The following is a 14695-nucleotide window of genomic DNA, read 5'->3' on the forward strand; positions in this document are numbered from 1 at the left end:
GGTTCATTGACCGATGAAAATTACGAAGTTGGAGCTGTTTAAAGTTCCGCCGAGATGGCTGTTTCTGAAAGTGGAAACCGACGAAGGGATATCCGGATGGGGCGAGCCGGTCGTCGAAGGGAAGGCCGATACGGTTCATGCCGCCGTGACGGAGATGAGCGACTATTTGATCGGCCAGGACCCGATGCGGATCGAAGATATATTCCAGGTGTTGTACCGCGGCGGCTTTTATCGCGGCGGCCCGATTTTGTCGAGCGCGATCTCGGGAATCGAGCAGGCGCTGTGGGACATTAAGGGCAAGTTTTACAACGCACCGGTCTACGACTTGCTGGGCGGGGCTTGCCGCGACCGGACGCGGGTGTATTCGTGGATCGGGGGAGACCGTCCCAGCGATGTGGGCGAGGCTGCGCGACGTCAGGTGGACGCCGGATTTACGGCGGTGAAGATGAACGCGACGGAAGAGATGCATTTCATCGATTCGATTCCGAAGGTGGAGGCGGCGATCGCCCGGATCGCGGCGGTCCGCGAAGCCGTAGGGAAAGAAATCGGCATCGGCATCGATTTTCACGGCAGGGTTCATAAGTCGATGGCCAAAATATTGGTGAAGGAGCTCGAGCCGTACCGTCCGATGTTTATCGAGGAGCCGGTGCTGCCGGAAAACAACGAAGCGCTGAAGGAAATCGCGAAGTACACGTCGTGCCCGATCGCTACAGGCGAGCGGATGTACACCCGCTGGGGCTTCAAGGAATTGCTCGCCCAAGGCATCGTCGATATTATTCAGCCGGACTTGTCGCACGCCGGTGGCATTCTCGAGACCCGGAAAATCGCGGCGATGGCCGAAGCTTACGATGTGGCCGTCGCGCCGCACTGCCCGCTCGGACCGATTGCGCTCGCTTCGTGCCTGCAGCTCGATACGTGCTCGCCGAACGCCTTTATCCAGGAGCAGAGCTTGGGGATTCATTACAACCAGGGCTCCGATCTGCTCGATTATTTGAAGGACCCTTCGGTATTCGCCTACAAGGACGGCTTCGTCGCCAACTTGAACGGTCCGGGACTCGGCATCGAAGTGAACGAGGAGAAAGTAAGAGAAATGGCCGCGGTCGGCCACAATTGGCGCAACCCGGTATGGCGCCAGGAGGACGGCACGGTGGCGGAGTGGTAAGGGATCCGATGGTGAGTGCGGGAACGGCCGATCTGGACCGCAGGCAATCACTCGGATAAGCAAGCGCCGGTTTCTGCACATTCGCTTCCATTGTTGGTGAAGGAATGTAATATGCACCAAATTCCTGCGTCAACAACGCAGGAATTTGTTTTTTTGGAGAGAGAGATACGTTTCCGGGGCAGGAAGCCGGTTAAGGGCGGTTTGTACTATTTTTGCTCAAAACCAGCCAACCTGTTTGTAACCCGGCTCACAGATGCCGATAGCCGAATAGCCGAGGCCTATCTGCTGCCAACGTCGTGAAAAGGCTTCGTACCCGGGGATCGGTCCGCCGCACGCACATTAACCAGCATCCTGCCTTCCGATAATGTTATAATTAGGAAGCTGCGACGATTACCAATTCACAGGGGAGCCTGTAACGAGGGAGGAACAAGGGATGAGGAAGCTGCGCTTTGGAGTATTGGGTACCGGACATATTATCGGAAAAGCGGGTCCTGCGCTACAGCAAGCCGCGAACGGCGAATGGATCGGCGTAGCCGGGAGAAATACGGAGAACGGCAGGAAAGCGGCGGATACATACGGGGTGCCGAACGTTTACGCATCCTATGCGGAGCTTCTGGACGATCCGGAGATCGACGCCGTCTATATCGCCCTGCTGAACCATCTGCATGCCGAATGGGCGGAAGAAGCGGTCCGGAAAGGCAAACACGTTCTGCTCGAAAAACCGTTTACGATGAACGCCGCAGATTCGCAAAAAATCGTCGATTTGGCGAAAGCGAACAACGTTCACGTCGAGGAAGCGTTCGTCTCCCGTTACCAGGAAGGGCATCATTTCGCCAAAGCCGCCATTCGCGACGGAGCGATCGGCGATGCCGTATATTTCCGCGGACATTTTGCTTTCACCGCACAGGAGCATAGCACCAGACTGGTGAACGAATGGGGAGGCGGCGGTGTATACGATATCGGCTGCTACCTCGTGAACTGGAGCCGTTATTTGTTCGGAGAAGAGCCGGAGTCGGCCGACTGCCGCCTGATCCGGAAGGACGGCGACGGGGTCGATATGCGGTATGCCGGCACGCTGCAGTTCCCCGGAGGCGGGACCGCTCTTCTGACCGGCGGTCTGGATATGCCGTATGGGTGCGGCTATGAGGTGCTGGGGACGAAGGGCAAGCTGGAGGTCAAGCAAACGGCCAACGCACAAGCCGTAACTTTGCAGGTGACGGTGAACGGCGAGACGAGCGAGTTCACGACGGACCGGATTACCCCGTTCCGGCTGCAAGCGGAACAATTCGCCAAACATGTCCTCGAAGGCAATTATTTGCCGGACGGAGGAGAGGCGATTATGGCGCAAGCCCGCGTCCTGGATGCGTTATTCGCCTCGGATGCCAGCCGCAGCCGGGTTCGGATCGGCTAGCTGTCCGTCCGCTCCGATGTTCATTCACACAATCTTCACAACTCCCGTTCTATAATGATTACGAAAATAAGGGGGGGAGTCAACGTGAAGAACGACGAAGAACATCCGGACGAACAAGCCAAACGCAACAAAGCGAAACTCGTCCGGCGGTATTTGCAGTTCGTAAAGCCTTACCGGTATTATATTATGGCGATCGTAGCACTTGGCTTGCTGCAGTTCATCGTTCCTCTCGCCAGCCCTTGGCTGACGAAAATCCTGATCGACGACGTGCTGGGCCAAAAGCCGGACTCCGGCTGGACGCTGCAGCGCGTCGTAACTACTTTTGCCGTCCTCTATGGGGTAAGCGTCATCGTAAGCTTTGCCCGCAACAACGTGACGTCACGGCTCGGCAGCCGGATGGTGGCCGGGATTCGCAGACAGCTGTACGAACATATTCAGAAACTGTCGCAGCGATTTTACGACAGCCGGCAGGTCGGAAGCATATTATCCAGAGTCATTAACGATGTGAACGGGGCGCAAAACCTGGTCGGTTCGAACGTAATCAATGTGGCGTTCGATATGATCATGGTTATTTTTGCGGCCTGTTTCCTGTTTTCTCTGAACGTAAAGCTGGCTTTGCTGTCGCTCTGGATTTTGCCGATCTACTATTTGACGTTTACCAATTTGAACGTGCGCATCCGCTTCGCCTCCCGCTCGGTGAACCGGCAGATGGAGCGGATCTCCGGGGTGCTGGTCGAGCGCATCTCCGGGATGAAGATCGTGCAGTCGTTCAACCGCGAGCAGACGGAGCTGCAGCGGTTCGACCGCCAGTCGGAGCAGCATATCAACCATTCGCTCTCCGCACAGCTGTTGTCCAATACGCTCGGCCGGATCAGCCAGACGGTCGGCTATTCGGGGACGCTTATCACCTGGGCGATCGGAGGAGCCCTCGTTCTGCAGGGCGAGATGACGATCGGCTCCCTGGTCGCCTTTAACGCTTATTTGGGCCAGCTGTACGGACCGATCCAGCGTTTCGCCGAAGTGAACGTTACGATCCAAAATGCGATGACGAATATCGAGCGGATTTTCGAAGTATTCGATATCGAGCCTGATGTTAAAAATGCGGAGCGGCCGCTCCCGATGAAGAACTGCGCCGGCGATATCCGCTTCGACAACGTTTCGTTTACGTACGAGACGGAGCTGCCGGTCTCCAAGGGCGACAAGGGCGCGCCGGTCGACCCGGATATCGTGGAGAAAATGAAGCCGCCGAAATCGTTTTACTGGATTCCTCCGAAAACGAAACCCGATCCGCCGCCGACGACAATCGAGACCCGGGTCGCGCTGAAACGGATCAGCTTTCACGCCAAGCCCGGACAGGTCGTCGCCCTGGTCGGCCCGAGCGGAGCGGGCAAGTCGACGCTGATCAATTTCATCCCGCGGTTTTACGACGTGAATGAGGGCGCCGTGTATGTGGACGGCCGGAATATTAAAGAATACGATATCTACGACCTGCGCAAGCAAATCGCCGTCGTCCTCCAGGATAACATCTTGTTTTCGGGAACCGTATACGACAATATCGCCTACGGGCGGCCGGAAGCGACGATGGAGGAAGTGTTCGAAGCGGCGAAGGCGGCGAATGCCCATGAATTTATTATGAAGTGGGACAAAGGATACGACACGGTGCTCGGCGAGCGCGGCGTCCGGCTGTCCGGAGGGCAGAAGCAGCGGCTCGCGATCGCCCGGGCGCTGCTGAAGGACCCGAGAATTCTCATACTCGACGAAGCGACGTCTGCGCTCGATGCCGAATCGGAAGAGCTGGTCACCGAAGCGCTTAATAATTTGATGAAAAACCGGACCACCTTCGTCATCGCCCACCGTCTGGCCACCGTCGTCCGGGCGGATCAGATCATCGTGATCGACAACGGCGAAATCGCCGAGTGCGGCACCCACGACGAGCTGATGAAGCGGAACGGGCTGTACCGCGAGCTGTACAGCAAGCAATTAAAAGCGATGCGTCCCAAAGGGATGGAGCAGTATATGCTGAGATAAAGGGTTACAAACGCATATGGAAGCGAAGCTAACCTGTCAGGCAGGATGTTCCTGACGGGTTGGCTTGTTGTGCAGGAAATGGAAATGATAAGCCAGCTAACCTAGCGGAGCGGAAACCGTTGGATGCGGGAGATTGATTCGGGTAATCTATAAGAGTTGGAGACAGATCATGTCAAAACACGGATACGGGAGGACTCGAATATGGACTACAGAATCGAGAAGGATACGCTCGGCGAAGTGAAGGTCCCGGCGGTTAAGCTGTGGGCCGCTCAGACGCAGCGCAGCTTTGAAAATTTCAAAATCGGAACGGAGCGGATGCCTGCGGAGCTGATCCACGTATTTGCGATGCTCAAGAGCAGTGCCGCGGCGGCAAACCTGCAGCTGGGGAAGCTGGACGCGGAGAAAGCCGAGGCGATCATCGCAGCGGCCGATGAGGTAACGCAGGGGCAGTGGGACGATCATTTCCCGCTCGTCGTCTGGCAGACGGGCAGCGGCACCCAGTCGAATATGAACGTGAACGAAGTGATCGCGAACCTCGGCAACCGGCATTTGGAGCGGAAGGGAAGCGCGTCAAGGATTCATCCGAATGACGATGTCAACAAATCGCAAAGCTCCAATGACACGTTCCCTACGGCCATGCATGTGGCCGCGCTCCTAGCTGTCGAAGACCGCGTTCTGCCGGCGATCGCCAAGCTGAAGGCGACGTTTGCGGAGAAGAGCGAATCGTTCCGCGAGCTGATCAAAATCGGCCGCACCCACCTGCAGGACGCGACGCCGCTGACGCTGGGACAGGAGATCAGCGGCTGGCACCGGATGCTCGACAAGACGGAGCGGATGATCCGCGACAGCGCCACCCATCTGCGCGAGCTGGCGATCGGCGGAACCGCCGTCGGCACCGGAATTAACGCGCATCCGAAGTTCGGAGCGCTTGTGGCGGAGGAGCTGGGCAAGCGGACAAGCAAAACGTTCGTTTCGGCCGAGAATAAATTCCATGCACTCACCAGCCACGATGAAATCGTATTCGTTCATGGCGCCCTGAAGGCGCTGGCCGCCGATCTGATGAAGATCGCCAATGACGTGCGCTGGCTGGCCAGCGGTCCGCGAAGCGGACTCGGAGAAATTAAAATTCCCGAGAACGAGCCGGGCAGCTCAATTATGCCGGGGAAAGTGAACCCGACGCAAAGCGAAGCGATGACGATGGTTGTCTGCCAGGTGATGGGCAACGATGCGGCGATCGGTTTTGCGGCGAGCCAAGGAAATTTCGAACTGAACGTGTTCAAGCCCGTGATCATCTACAATTTCCTGCAGTCCGCCCGTCTGCTAGCAGACGCGATTCATTCCTTTAACGATCACTGCGCGGTCGGCATCGAACCGAACCGGGACGTCATCCGCCACCATCTGGAGCAGTCGCTGATGCTCGTCACCGCCTTGAACCCGCATATCGGCTACGAAAAAGCCGCGCTGGTCGCGAAAACGGCGCACAAGGAAGGCATTACGCTGAAGGAGGCGGCTGTCCGAAGCGGGCTGCTGACCGAAGAAGAGTTTGACCGGATCGTCCGGCCCGAGCTGATGATCCGGCCGCAGGAAAGCTGAAAGGGACCGTCCCGGCGGGGTTCTTGGCTCCGCCGCTCCGAAATGCTACTATTATACTAACAACGGGTAGACAGATTCGGAGGGAATGGATTTGGATTACGCAGAGACGGCTACAGTACTGATTGTCGAGGATGATAAGGAAATCCGCGAGCTGATTCGCCTATATTTGGTCAAAAGCGGCTTTCGAGTCGAAGAAGCAAATGACGGCGTCTCCGCTTTGCGCGTATTTGAATCGGCAAGGCCGGATCTTGTATTGCTCGATATACAATTGCCCGGGGGGGACGGTCTTACGCTGTGCGAACAGCTCCGCAGCGTGTCGAACGTTCCAATCGTGTTCGTCAGCGCCCGCGGCGAGGCCGAAGATATCGTGCATGGACTTAGTCTCGGAGCCGACGACTATATTCCGAAGCCGTTCGACCCCGCGGTCGTCGTGGCGAGAGTGAAAGCGAACTTGCGCCGCGCTCCGATCTATCGCAGATACGACGCCCCGGTACCCGTTCCTTCCCGGGAACGGACGATTCCGTCCGAAGGGATTCATATCGATACGAGAAAAATGACCGTCCACGTGAACGGTCAAGAAGTAAGGATGTCGGCCAAGGAGTTTATGCTGCTTGCCTTTCTCGCCAGCCGTCCGGACGAGGTGTTCTCCGCCTCCGAGCTGTACGAGCACGTCTGGGGGAGCAACAGCAACGACGATCCGCGCACGGTGATGGTCCACATCTACAATATCCGCAAAAAGCTGGAGCAGGACCCGGCCAATCCCCGGTATATTATCAGCGTCCGGGGAATGGGCTACCGGTATGAAGGGACTGCCGCACGCTGACACAAACTCCATACAAGCTGGCACAATGGCACAAGCTTGAACGTGCCCGGGTGCTTCGGGGATTCGGCGTCCGGATCGGCGTGAGCGAAGGCCGGGTCAGCTTGATCGGAACGGCTTGGCGTAAAGCTAGCGCATCTCCTCATCCCTTCCGGGGCGGCAGGAAGCCGAGGACGGTTATATCGTCTCTTTGCGGCTCATCGCCTCTGTACCGGTCGATTTCCGCTTCCAGCATCGTCCGCTGCCGGTCGAAGGGAGCGTCTCCGTTCGCCGCCACCCACATTTTCCACCGCGTCTTGCCGTACGAGTAGTTTTTGTCCCCGCCGTTTTGATCCGCCAGCCCGTCTGTAGTCAAATAGTGTACGGCATCCGGTCCGACCTCCACTACCTTGTTCGTGTACGGGTAATCGGGGGGCGTCTTCCGATAGCCGACCGACTTGCGGTCGCCTTCGTATTCCTCGAGACCGTCCGGCGTCCGGACGAGCAGCGAACAGCCCGCTCCCGCAAATACGGTCGCGGTATCGGTCAGCAGACATAACCCGATGTCGAGTCCGTCGTCGGTTAATCCTTCTTTCCCGTTCTGATTAAGCGTCTGCTTGATCGAGCGGTTCAGACGGGTCAAGATCGCAGCCGGATCATCCGAATCGGAATGTACAAGCTGATCGAGCAAGGAAACGGTCATAATGGACATAAGCGCTCCCGGCACACCGTGACCGGTGCAATCTCCCACTGCTATCAGATGACCGCGCTTCACGCGTTTCAGCCAATAGAAGTCGCCGCCGACGCGATCCCGGGGCTTCCACAAAATAAAGTGGCCCGGCAGCGCTTCCTTCAGCTCGGCATCCGTCGGTAGAGCAGACACTTGAATGCGGCTGGCGTAGTCGAGACTATCGAGAATTTTTTCGTTTTGCTCCGCGAGCTCCTTGGTCCGGGTCGCGATTTGCCGCTCCAGCTCCTCGTTAAGCTCGATCGCCCGTTTGTAAGGGTCGGCTAGCTTGCGCGACATATAAGTAAAGAAAAAAACGACGGTCAGCAGGGAGATCGCGACGGCGGCAGCCGTCTGCCATTGAATCGTTTTCAGAAACGAGATCGCTTCGTTGCGGTCAACGGCTACGACGAGCGACCATTCGCTGGATGCGATCGGAAAAAGCATGACGTCCTTTCGGTTGCCGTCCGCATCCACGTATTCGGTCACCGCCCGTTCCCGGTCCATCATCGACAGCAAGCGGTCGGCCGATTCCGTAGGCATATAATCGCGCATGTTGTGCCCGTTCTGGGCGAATTCGTCGGACAAATAAATTTCCCCGGACTTGTCCGTCAGCCACAGGTTGCCGTGTAGCCCGTATTTGTACTCCCCGAACTGCTGGGACATATCCTGCAGACTGAGCCCGATGCCGACGACGGAGACCGGCACGCCGTTATGGCGCATGAGCGCATTAACGAAAATAAACGTATCTTTGCGCTCCTCGTTGTAGTCGATGTCGAGCTGAACCGGCCTGCCGTCCTCCAGCGTCCTGAAAAACCAGGCATCGTCCGGGTCGCTTCCCGTCATCGTATCGAGCAGTTGACCTTGTTCCGTCCAATACTGCCCGGTCAGAACGCTGACGATAAACGAATTGTCGTACTGGAACTGCTCGGTCATGCGGCGAATCGTCTCCAGCGCTACCGTCTCTTCTCCGCCCAGGCGTTCCCCGCCCAGTATCCATTCGTTCAAATCGCGGTTGCCGGCGAGCAGCCGGGCCGTCTCCATCGCCCGTTCGATCCGTCCATCGATTTTCGAAGCGATCGAACCGCCGATATATTCGAGATCGGTTTCCTTCAACTTTTTGACAGACTGGCCTTTCGTAATGTAGTAGGCGATAACGCCGGTCAAAATGATCGAAAACACGATGAGCACGGTTGCGAACACCGTTACTTTGGCCGCTCCGGCATCGTAGAGAGGATTGGCGCGCAGCCGCGATCGGTCGGTGGAGCGGGGACCGTTCATGACTCGTCGGACTCCTTGGCGATGATATCGAAAGGCAATCTTAAATCTTCCTTCAGCTCTTCCGCGCATTCGAATTCACTTTCATTATCCGGGCTGCAGTACCACCGTACGCCGACCCGTTTCCCGTCCATATAGGCGGTGTCGAATTTGTCCAGCAACATCATCAGGCATTTGGTACTGCTCGTATTGATGTAAGGCATCTGGAATTCGATTGCCGATTCGGTGTCGGACGGGAGCCGGGACAAATAGCTGTCGATCCATTCGAAGATCGGCTCGTAAAACTTAAAGGCGTTCTCCGGATACGATTGTCCGGTTATCGCCAGTACACGGGTATTCTCGTCAAAGGTTACGGCAGGAGTGCTCTTCGTAGCAACAAGGTGTAAAGGTTCCATTTATACGACCGCCTTTAAAGTGAAAAAAGCTAATTGCTCGTCCAGCTCGGTAACGAAGTATTCCAGACTGCCGGCCTTGCGGGCGATATCGATCAGGCCCAGACCTGCGCCGTCGGAAACGTCAGGCGTCTCCTCGCGGAGCTTTTCTTTGTAAAGCTTCTTCAGCTCGGCCTTGTCCATCGCGACTAACGAATCGATCTGTGAGGTAAGCAGCTTCAAATCTTCCTTCTCAACGGCGTTGCCGGAACAGACGAAGTAGCCGTCTTCGGCTTTGCCGATCGTAACGATGCTGGAATGCGCGATTTTTTCGTAGTTGGCGCTGATTTTTCTGGAGGAGCAGTAGTTGTTTATATTTTGCGTCTGCTCGATAAAGATGGAGAAGATGACGGTCACTTCATTGCGCGGACGGTCCTCGTTCTCCAGATACGTTTTGACGGCCGTTCCGTATTCCTCGATAAGGCTTTGTGACAGCTTGCCTGCAAAACTGATTAATATGCCGTGCTCGCGCAGCATATTTTGGACATGAATGAGGTGTTGGTGAATCAACGGCTTCTTCCCCCTGTATCAATATGGTTGTCGGCGACTGCCGCTTACCGGTCCGCGGCGGCCGCGGCCGCATCGCTGTATAACGGAATCGAGAAGTGGAACCGGCTCCCCGCCCCCGGAACGCTTGAAGCGCCGATCAAGCCGCCGTGACGGCCGATGATTTCCCTGGAGATGGACAATCCGAGACCGCTCCCCTGGACTTCGCTTGTACGGGGAGCTTCGCCCCGGTAAAACCTTTCGAATATATAGGGAAGCTCGCCCGGGTCGATTCCTTCCCCGGTATCCTCCACGAATAAGTTGAACCAGAACGGGGAAGACGGCTCCCGGTGCGGTCTGATCAATACCGAGGCTTCCGGCGGACTCGCCGTGATGGACCCGTATACGCGCACAGATCCGCCTTGCGGCGTATATTTCAGCGCGTTGTCGACAAAGTTGGTGACAACCTGCTCGATCCGGAGCGAGTCTATATAGATGACGGCCGAATCTTTCTGGTTCAGGAGCAGCAGCTCGTCTTCGTCGGGAGCGGGACCTTTCAGCAAATGCACTTGACGGCGCTCTGCAACAAGCGACTTGAAACGCAGCGATTCGTACCAGCGGCCGAGTGGCCGGGGTTCTAAATGAAGCGGAAGTTGATTGGCCTTCAGCGTAGAGAGCTGGAACAGATCGGAGATCAGCTGATTGATCGTCAGCAGCTTCTGGTAAACCATCGGCAAGTAATGTTCGTCAGGCTCGATCACGCGATCCATAAATGCTTTGACATATCCTTGAACGGAAGTGATCGGAGTCCGGAGTTCGTGGGAAATGTCGGATACCAGCTGCTTGCGCAGTTGTTCCTGGTTCTGCAGCTCGGCATGGGCGGCCCTCAGCTCCTGCTCGCGGTGCTTCAGCGTCCGGCCTTGAATATCGCTGATCCGCGACAGCTTCATCGTCGTTTTGAGCAGCTTCTCGTAATGGCGGACAAGCTGCCCGTAATCTTCCGGCTCCGGAACGCCGCCTGGAGCGAGCCTTTTTCGGGCGGCACTCAATATGCGCTGTTCTTCGGCAAAGACATCATGTTCGGTAACCGTCTCGGACTCCATATTTCGACCTCTCTCCAGGCACATTATAGCTCCATATTATATCACACCCTTCTAAAATCTTTTAGAGGTTGTTCAAAAAGCCCACTTTTGATCATGTAGCCGATCAGGAGCCTGCTCGACTCGCACTTTTATAAGTTTCGCGCATAAAATAGTAACTTTGCTTGATATAATTCGTAACAGGAGAGTCTATCCGCAAGAGGAGCGGAGACTGGGGAACGGACTGGACCAAGGTCCGGGTCGGAAACCGACGGCGGTCCGTGTTGCGGAAAACGGATCGGAGTTATGATGTAGTCATAAGAGTTACTGATAGGCGGGTGAATGATAATGAACGGAAAAATATTGCTGCTCTCCGGGCCGTTCGGGGAAGGCCACAAGCAGGCGGCTCAGGCGCTGCTGGAAACGTGCCGGCTGACGAGGCCGTCGGCGGAAGCGGTCACGGTCGATTTCATGGAGTGGACCTTGCCGCGGCTGCATGGCTGGAGCAAGGCGGTGTTCCACCAGGGCGTGCAAAAATTTCCTTCCGTATACGGATATTTGTTCCGGAGAACGAAAAAACCTTCGGCCTTCTCAACGTTAACCGGACGGCTGCGCTGGTACGGGCTGAAACGGATTGCGAAGCTGCTTGCGGAAGTGAAACCTTCCGTAGTCGTCAGCACGTTTCCGCTGGCGGCGGCCGCGATGTCGGCGATGAAGATGGCGGGGCTGACCGATGTGCCGACCGTAACGGTCATTACGGATCACACCGATCACAGTTACTGGGTGCATCCGGGCACGGACCGCTACGTCGTCGGCTCGGAGAAAGTGAGATCCGGGCTGCTTGAGATCGGAGTGCCTGACTACCGGATTACGGTAACCGGCATACCGGTACGGCCTCCGTTCTGCACGGGAGGCTCGTCATGCAAGCGTCCGGCGCTGAGAGCGAAGCTCGGCTTGCGTACGGATATGCCAGTTCTGCTTATGATGGGCGGCGGCTACGGGATGATGCATGAAGGCATGGTCCGGCTGATGGAGGAAGAAGCGCGAAAGGGCACTTCGCAGGTGATCGTTGTCTGCGGCCATAACGAAAAACTGCGAACGAAGCTGGAGGAGCGGCTGAATGCCGCCGTACCCGGCCATAGCGTGAGGCTGACCGGATTTGTCACCAATATGGAAGAATATATGGCCGCTTCGGACCTGATCGTTACGAAGCCGGGCGGTCTGACGACCACCGAGGCGATCGCGATGCGGCTGCCGATGGTGCTGTTCCGTCCGCTGCCGGGTCAGGAGGAGGACAACGCCGACTTCCTGACGGAAGCGGGGGTGGCGGTTCGCGCCCGCACGGAGAGAGAGCTTGTGGCCGTTGTGGGCAAGCTTCTCGATGAACCGGAGCGGCTTGCGGCCATGAGAGCTCATGCGGAACGGCTTCATATGGAGACCTCATCGTTTCACGCGCTCGACGCCATCTTCTCGGCCCGGCACATTCCGCTACCCCGGTGGGAAAATTCGGTGGTTCACTCGGTATACGAGAACGCACATTAACCGGGCGGCTGTCCCTTACACATCCGGATATTGGGCATATACTGGGAATAAGACGTGAAGACGAACACGATGGGAGCCGTTGGATATGCCGATCCACTCGGAAGCTTTGCTGGTGTTGATCCTTTTTGTGCTGCTCGTCATCGTTCTGATTGTATTCGCTTCTTAGCCGGAGTAGGGACGCCAGGTAAAAGCTGCAGGTGAAAGCCGCTTGATCATGCAGATGATCGGCGGCTTTTTGTCATCACCATAAACCTCATCAACGAGCGGCTGCAGCCCAGGCACGCATTCCGCCCGCTAACGTATGGGTGTGCACGTCAAAAAACCGTCCGGAAGCCTTACCGGACGGCTTTCTTATGGTTCTTCCGAATTAAAAACCTTTGTATTGCGGCTCCTCGTTTTCCAGCTGTTGAACGCGTGCATTAACCTGATCGACGACTTGCTGGGTTGTTTGCGCACAGTTCTGGAATACCGATTTGGCCTCCTGATTTTGAGTGCTCAGCGCAAACTGCTCCAGGCTCGCCTGAGCGCTCTTGAGCGACGCGAGGCATGTTTTTACATCGGATGCGACGGTCATGGGTTTCACCTCCCTTTTTATTAACAACACTACTATTCCCGAAAGCCGAGATCTCATTTATGTAAAAAACTGTCATGAAAGGAGATCGTTGCTCTAACTAATAATAAAGATCGACACCCCGGTTTGTTGTCCGCTTGCTTAGCTGGGAAGATAAACAGCGGATCGATATGTGCAATCCAAAACCAAACGAAAGTAACGGTGAGAATGATGCCGCAATGGATTGAAATTGCTTGGAGATCCGCATGTGCCGTTGTAGTTTTGTTCGCACTGACCCGGCTGCTTGGAAAAAAACAGTTGTCGCAGTTGAATTATTTCCATTACATCGCCGGCATCACAATCGGCAATATTGCGGGCTTTATTTCGCTAGAGATCGAGGACCATTTTCTGCTGGGCGTTACCGGTATACTGATTTGGACGTTCCTCCCGCTTTTGCTGGAATGGTTGTCGCTGAAAAGCAAGTCGGTCCGCGACATCACAGACGGACAAGCTACGGTGCTGATCAAAGAAGGGAAAGTTTTGGAAGATAACTTAAAAAAGGCCAGATTTACTTCGGACGAGCTGCTTGAGGAACTGCGCAGAAAAGGGGCATTCCGCCTGGCCGACGTCGAATTCGCCGTACTGGAAACCGATGGCGGGGTCAGCGTCCTGTTAACGAAAGAAAACCAGCCGATTACTCCGAAATTGCTCGGGATCCAGGTAGCGAACGAAAGGGAGCCACAGACCGTTATTATGGACGGAACGGTTATTGACGAACCGCTCGCGACGGCGGGACTTAGCCGCGGATGGCTGGCGGCTGAGCTGGAGAAGCTAGGGGTAGCGCTGGAGAACGTCTTTTTGGCTCAGGTGGATACGTACGGGCAGATTACGGTCGATTTGTACGACGATAAAATCAAAACCCCGAAACCGAGTCAGAGAGAGCTGCTGTGGGCGACGTTGAAAAAATGCGAAGCCGATCTGGAGCTGTTCGCGCTGTCGACCGACGAGTGGAAAGCCAAACGGTCGTACGACCAGTGCGCCGCATCGATGAAAAGCGTGCTTGAACGATGCGAGCCCTTCTTAACGCGATAACAGTCCGAAATTACCGATAGGAGGAGAGATACGCATGGCAACGATGGCCGCGAAAAAGAAAAAGCTCACTCCCGTTCAGCAGGAGTACCAGACGCTCGCCAAAAAGAAGGAGCCCCCGAGACCTCTCGTCAAAAATTGCGTGCGAGCTTTCGTGGCCGGAGGCGTGATCTGCGTAATCGGGCAGCTGCTGACGGAAATGTTCATTCACTTCTTCGGCTTCACCGAAAAAACGGCCGGCAGCCCGACAGTGGCCGTACTGATTTTTATAGCGGTCGTCTTGACGAGCCTGGGCGTGTACGACAAGCTTGCCCAGTGGGCCGGGGCTGGCACGGCCGTTCCGGTGACGGGCTTCGCCAACTCGATGTGTTCGGCCGCGATCGAGCATCGCAGCGAAGGGCTCGTCCTCGGAACGGGCGGCAATATGTTCAAGCTGGCCGGTTCGGTCATCGTGTTCGGGACGGTGGCCGCGTTTATCATCGGGATTATCCACATGCTGCTGGATTGGGGAGGGTTTTGA

Annotated in this window: 13 protein-coding genes; 8 read left to right on the plus strand and 5 right to left on the minus strand. The window is 56.2% G+C overall.

Going from position 1 to position 14695, the window contains the following annotated elements:
* Window positions 1–13 precede the first annotated feature (13 nt).
* The 5 genes from dgoD to PV433_RS21800 all read left to right on the plus strand — a co-directional run bounded on the left by dgoD (window position 14) and on the right by PV433_RS21800 (window position 7017).
* Window positions 14–1162, plus strand: a complete 1149-nt coding sequence (gene dgoD, locus PV433_RS21780) for a galactonate dehydratase (RefSeq protein WP_332074159.1) — start codon at window positions 14–16, stop codon at window positions 1160–1162.
* A gap of 433 nt (window positions 1163–1595) precedes the next feature.
* A complete protein-coding gene (locus PV433_RS21785) occupies window positions 1596–2573 on the plus strand; it encodes a Gfo/Idh/MocA family protein (RefSeq protein ID WP_332074160.1) in 978 nt (325 codons plus the stop codon).
* 84 nt (window positions 2574–2657) lie between these two features.
* The gene (locus PV433_RS21790; protein WP_332074161.1) at window positions 2658–4601 is read left to right on the plus strand and encodes an ABC transporter ATP-binding protein; all 1944 of its coding nucleotides are present in this window, start codon (window positions 2658–2660) and stop codon (window positions 4599–4601) included.
* Between the two features lie 201 nt (window positions 4602–4802).
* Window positions 4803–6194, plus strand: a complete 1392-nt coding sequence (gene fumC, locus PV433_RS21795) for a class II fumarate hydratase (RefSeq protein WP_332074162.1) — start codon at window positions 4803–4805, stop codon at window positions 6192–6194.
* 91 nt (window positions 6195–6285) lie between these two features.
* Window positions 6286–7017: a response regulator transcription factor gene (locus PV433_RS21800; protein ID WP_332074163.1), complete on the plus strand. Its 732-nt coding sequence runs from the start codon at window positions 6286–6288 to the stop codon at window positions 7015–7017.
* A 139-nt stretch (window positions 7018–7156) separates the two neighbouring features.
* Here the strand turns inward: PV433_RS21800 and PV433_RS21805 are convergent, their stop codons facing one another.
* The 4 genes from PV433_RS21805 to PV433_RS21820 are packed head-to-tail and all read right to left on the minus strand — an operon-like array spanning window position 7157 to window position 11018.
* The gene (locus tag PV433_RS21805; RefSeq protein ID WP_332074164.1) at window positions 7157–9001 is read right to left on the minus strand and encodes a SpoIIE family protein phosphatase; all 1845 of its coding nucleotides are present in this window, start codon (window positions 8999–9001) and stop codon (window positions 7157–7159) included.
* On the minus strand, window positions 8998–9393 hold the full coding sequence (locus PV433_RS21810) for a DUF1987 domain-containing protein (protein WP_332074165.1): 396 nt from the start codon (window positions 9391–9393) through the stop codon (window positions 8998–9000). Before PV433_RS21810 ends, PV433_RS21805 begins: the two co-directional genes overlap by 4 nt.
* A complete protein-coding gene (locus PV433_RS21815) occupies window positions 9394–9939 on the minus strand; it encodes a SiaB family protein kinase (RefSeq protein ID WP_332074166.1) in 546 nt (181 codons plus the stop codon). It abuts the gene before it with no gap.
* A 44-nt stretch (window positions 9940–9983) separates the two neighbouring features.
* Window positions 9984–11018: a sensor histidine kinase gene (locus PV433_RS21820; RefSeq protein ID WP_332074167.1), complete on the minus strand. Its 1035-nt coding sequence runs from the start codon at window positions 11016–11018 to the stop codon at window positions 9984–9986.
* Window positions 11019–11342: 324 nt separating this feature from the next.
* On the opposite strand from PV433_RS21820, the gene PV433_RS21825 reads away from it, so the two are divergent.
* Window positions 11343–12536 (plus strand): MGDG synthase family glycosyltransferase, encoded by a 1194-nt coding sequence (locus PV433_RS21825; protein ID WP_332074168.1) that lies wholly within the window; start codon window positions 11343–11345, stop codon window positions 12534–12536.
* 367 nt (window positions 12537–12903) lie between these two features.
* On the opposite strand, the gene PV433_RS21830 is transcribed toward PV433_RS21825, so the two are convergent.
* Window positions 12904–13110 (minus strand): DUF1657 domain-containing protein, encoded by a 207-nt coding sequence (locus PV433_RS21830; RefSeq protein WP_190932348.1) that lies wholly within the window; start codon window positions 13108–13110, stop codon window positions 12904–12906.
* A 207-nt stretch (window positions 13111–13317) separates the two neighbouring features.
* On the opposite strand from PV433_RS21830, the gene PV433_RS21835 reads away from it, so the two are divergent.
* Both PV433_RS21835 and spoVAC read left to right on the plus strand, forming a co-directional pair.
* The gene (locus PV433_RS21835) at window positions 13318–14178 is read left to right on the plus strand and encodes a DUF421 domain-containing protein (protein WP_332074352.1); all 861 of its coding nucleotides are present in this window, start codon (window positions 13318–13320) and stop codon (window positions 14176–14178) included.
* 34 nt (window positions 14179–14212) lie between these two features.
* Window positions 14213–14695 carry a stage V sporulation protein AC gene (gene spoVAC / locus PV433_RS21840; RefSeq protein ID WP_442951560.1) on the plus strand — a complete coding sequence of 161 codons (483 nt, stop codon included), beginning with the start codon at window positions 14213–14215 and terminating at the stop codon, window positions 14693–14695.

This window comes from Paenibacillus sp. GYB004, assembly GCF_036577605.1.
In the GTDB taxonomy this organism is placed as follows: domain Bacteria; phylum Bacillota; class Bacilli; order Paenibacillales; family NBRC-103111; genus Paenibacillus_AB; species Paenibacillus_AB oceani.

Coding starts and splice junctions, on each gene's coding strand:
- PV433_RS21830 (WP_190932348.1), bottom strand. CDS start 13,110: ATGACCGTCGCATCCGATGTAAAAACATGCCTCGCGTCGCTCAAGAGC.
- spoVAC (WP_442951560.1), top strand. CDS start 14,213: ATGGCAACGATGGCCGCGAAAAAGAAAAAGCTCACTCCCGTTCAGCAG.
- dgoD (WP_332074159.1), top strand. CDS start 14: ATGAAAATTACGAAGTTGGAGCTGTTTAAAGTTCCGCCGAGATGGCTG.
- PV433_RS21810 (WP_332074165.1), bottom strand. CDS start 9,393: ATGGAACCTTTACACCTTGTTGCTACGAAGAGCACTCCTGCCGTAACC.
- PV433_RS21820 (WP_332074167.1), bottom strand. CDS start 11,018: ATGGAGTCCGAGACGGTTACCGAACATGATGTCTTTGCCGAAGAACAG.
- PV433_RS21785 (WP_332074160.1), top strand. CDS start 1,596: ATGAGGAAGCTGCGCTTTGGAGTATTGGGTACCGGACATATTATCGGA.
- PV433_RS21835 (WP_332074352.1), top strand. CDS start 13,318: ATGCCGCAATGGATTGAAATTGCTTGGAGATCCGCATGTGCCGTTGTA.
- PV433_RS21825 (WP_332074168.1), top strand. CDS start 11,343: ATGAACGGAAAAATATTGCTGCTCTCCGGGCCGTTCGGGGAAGGCCAC.
- fumC (WP_332074162.1), top strand. CDS start 4,803: ATGGACTACAGAATCGAGAAGGATACGCTCGGCGAAGTGAAGGTCCCG.
- PV433_RS21805 (WP_332074164.1), bottom strand. CDS start 9,001: ATGAACGGTCCCCGCTCCACCGACCGATCGCGGCTGCGCGCCAATCCT.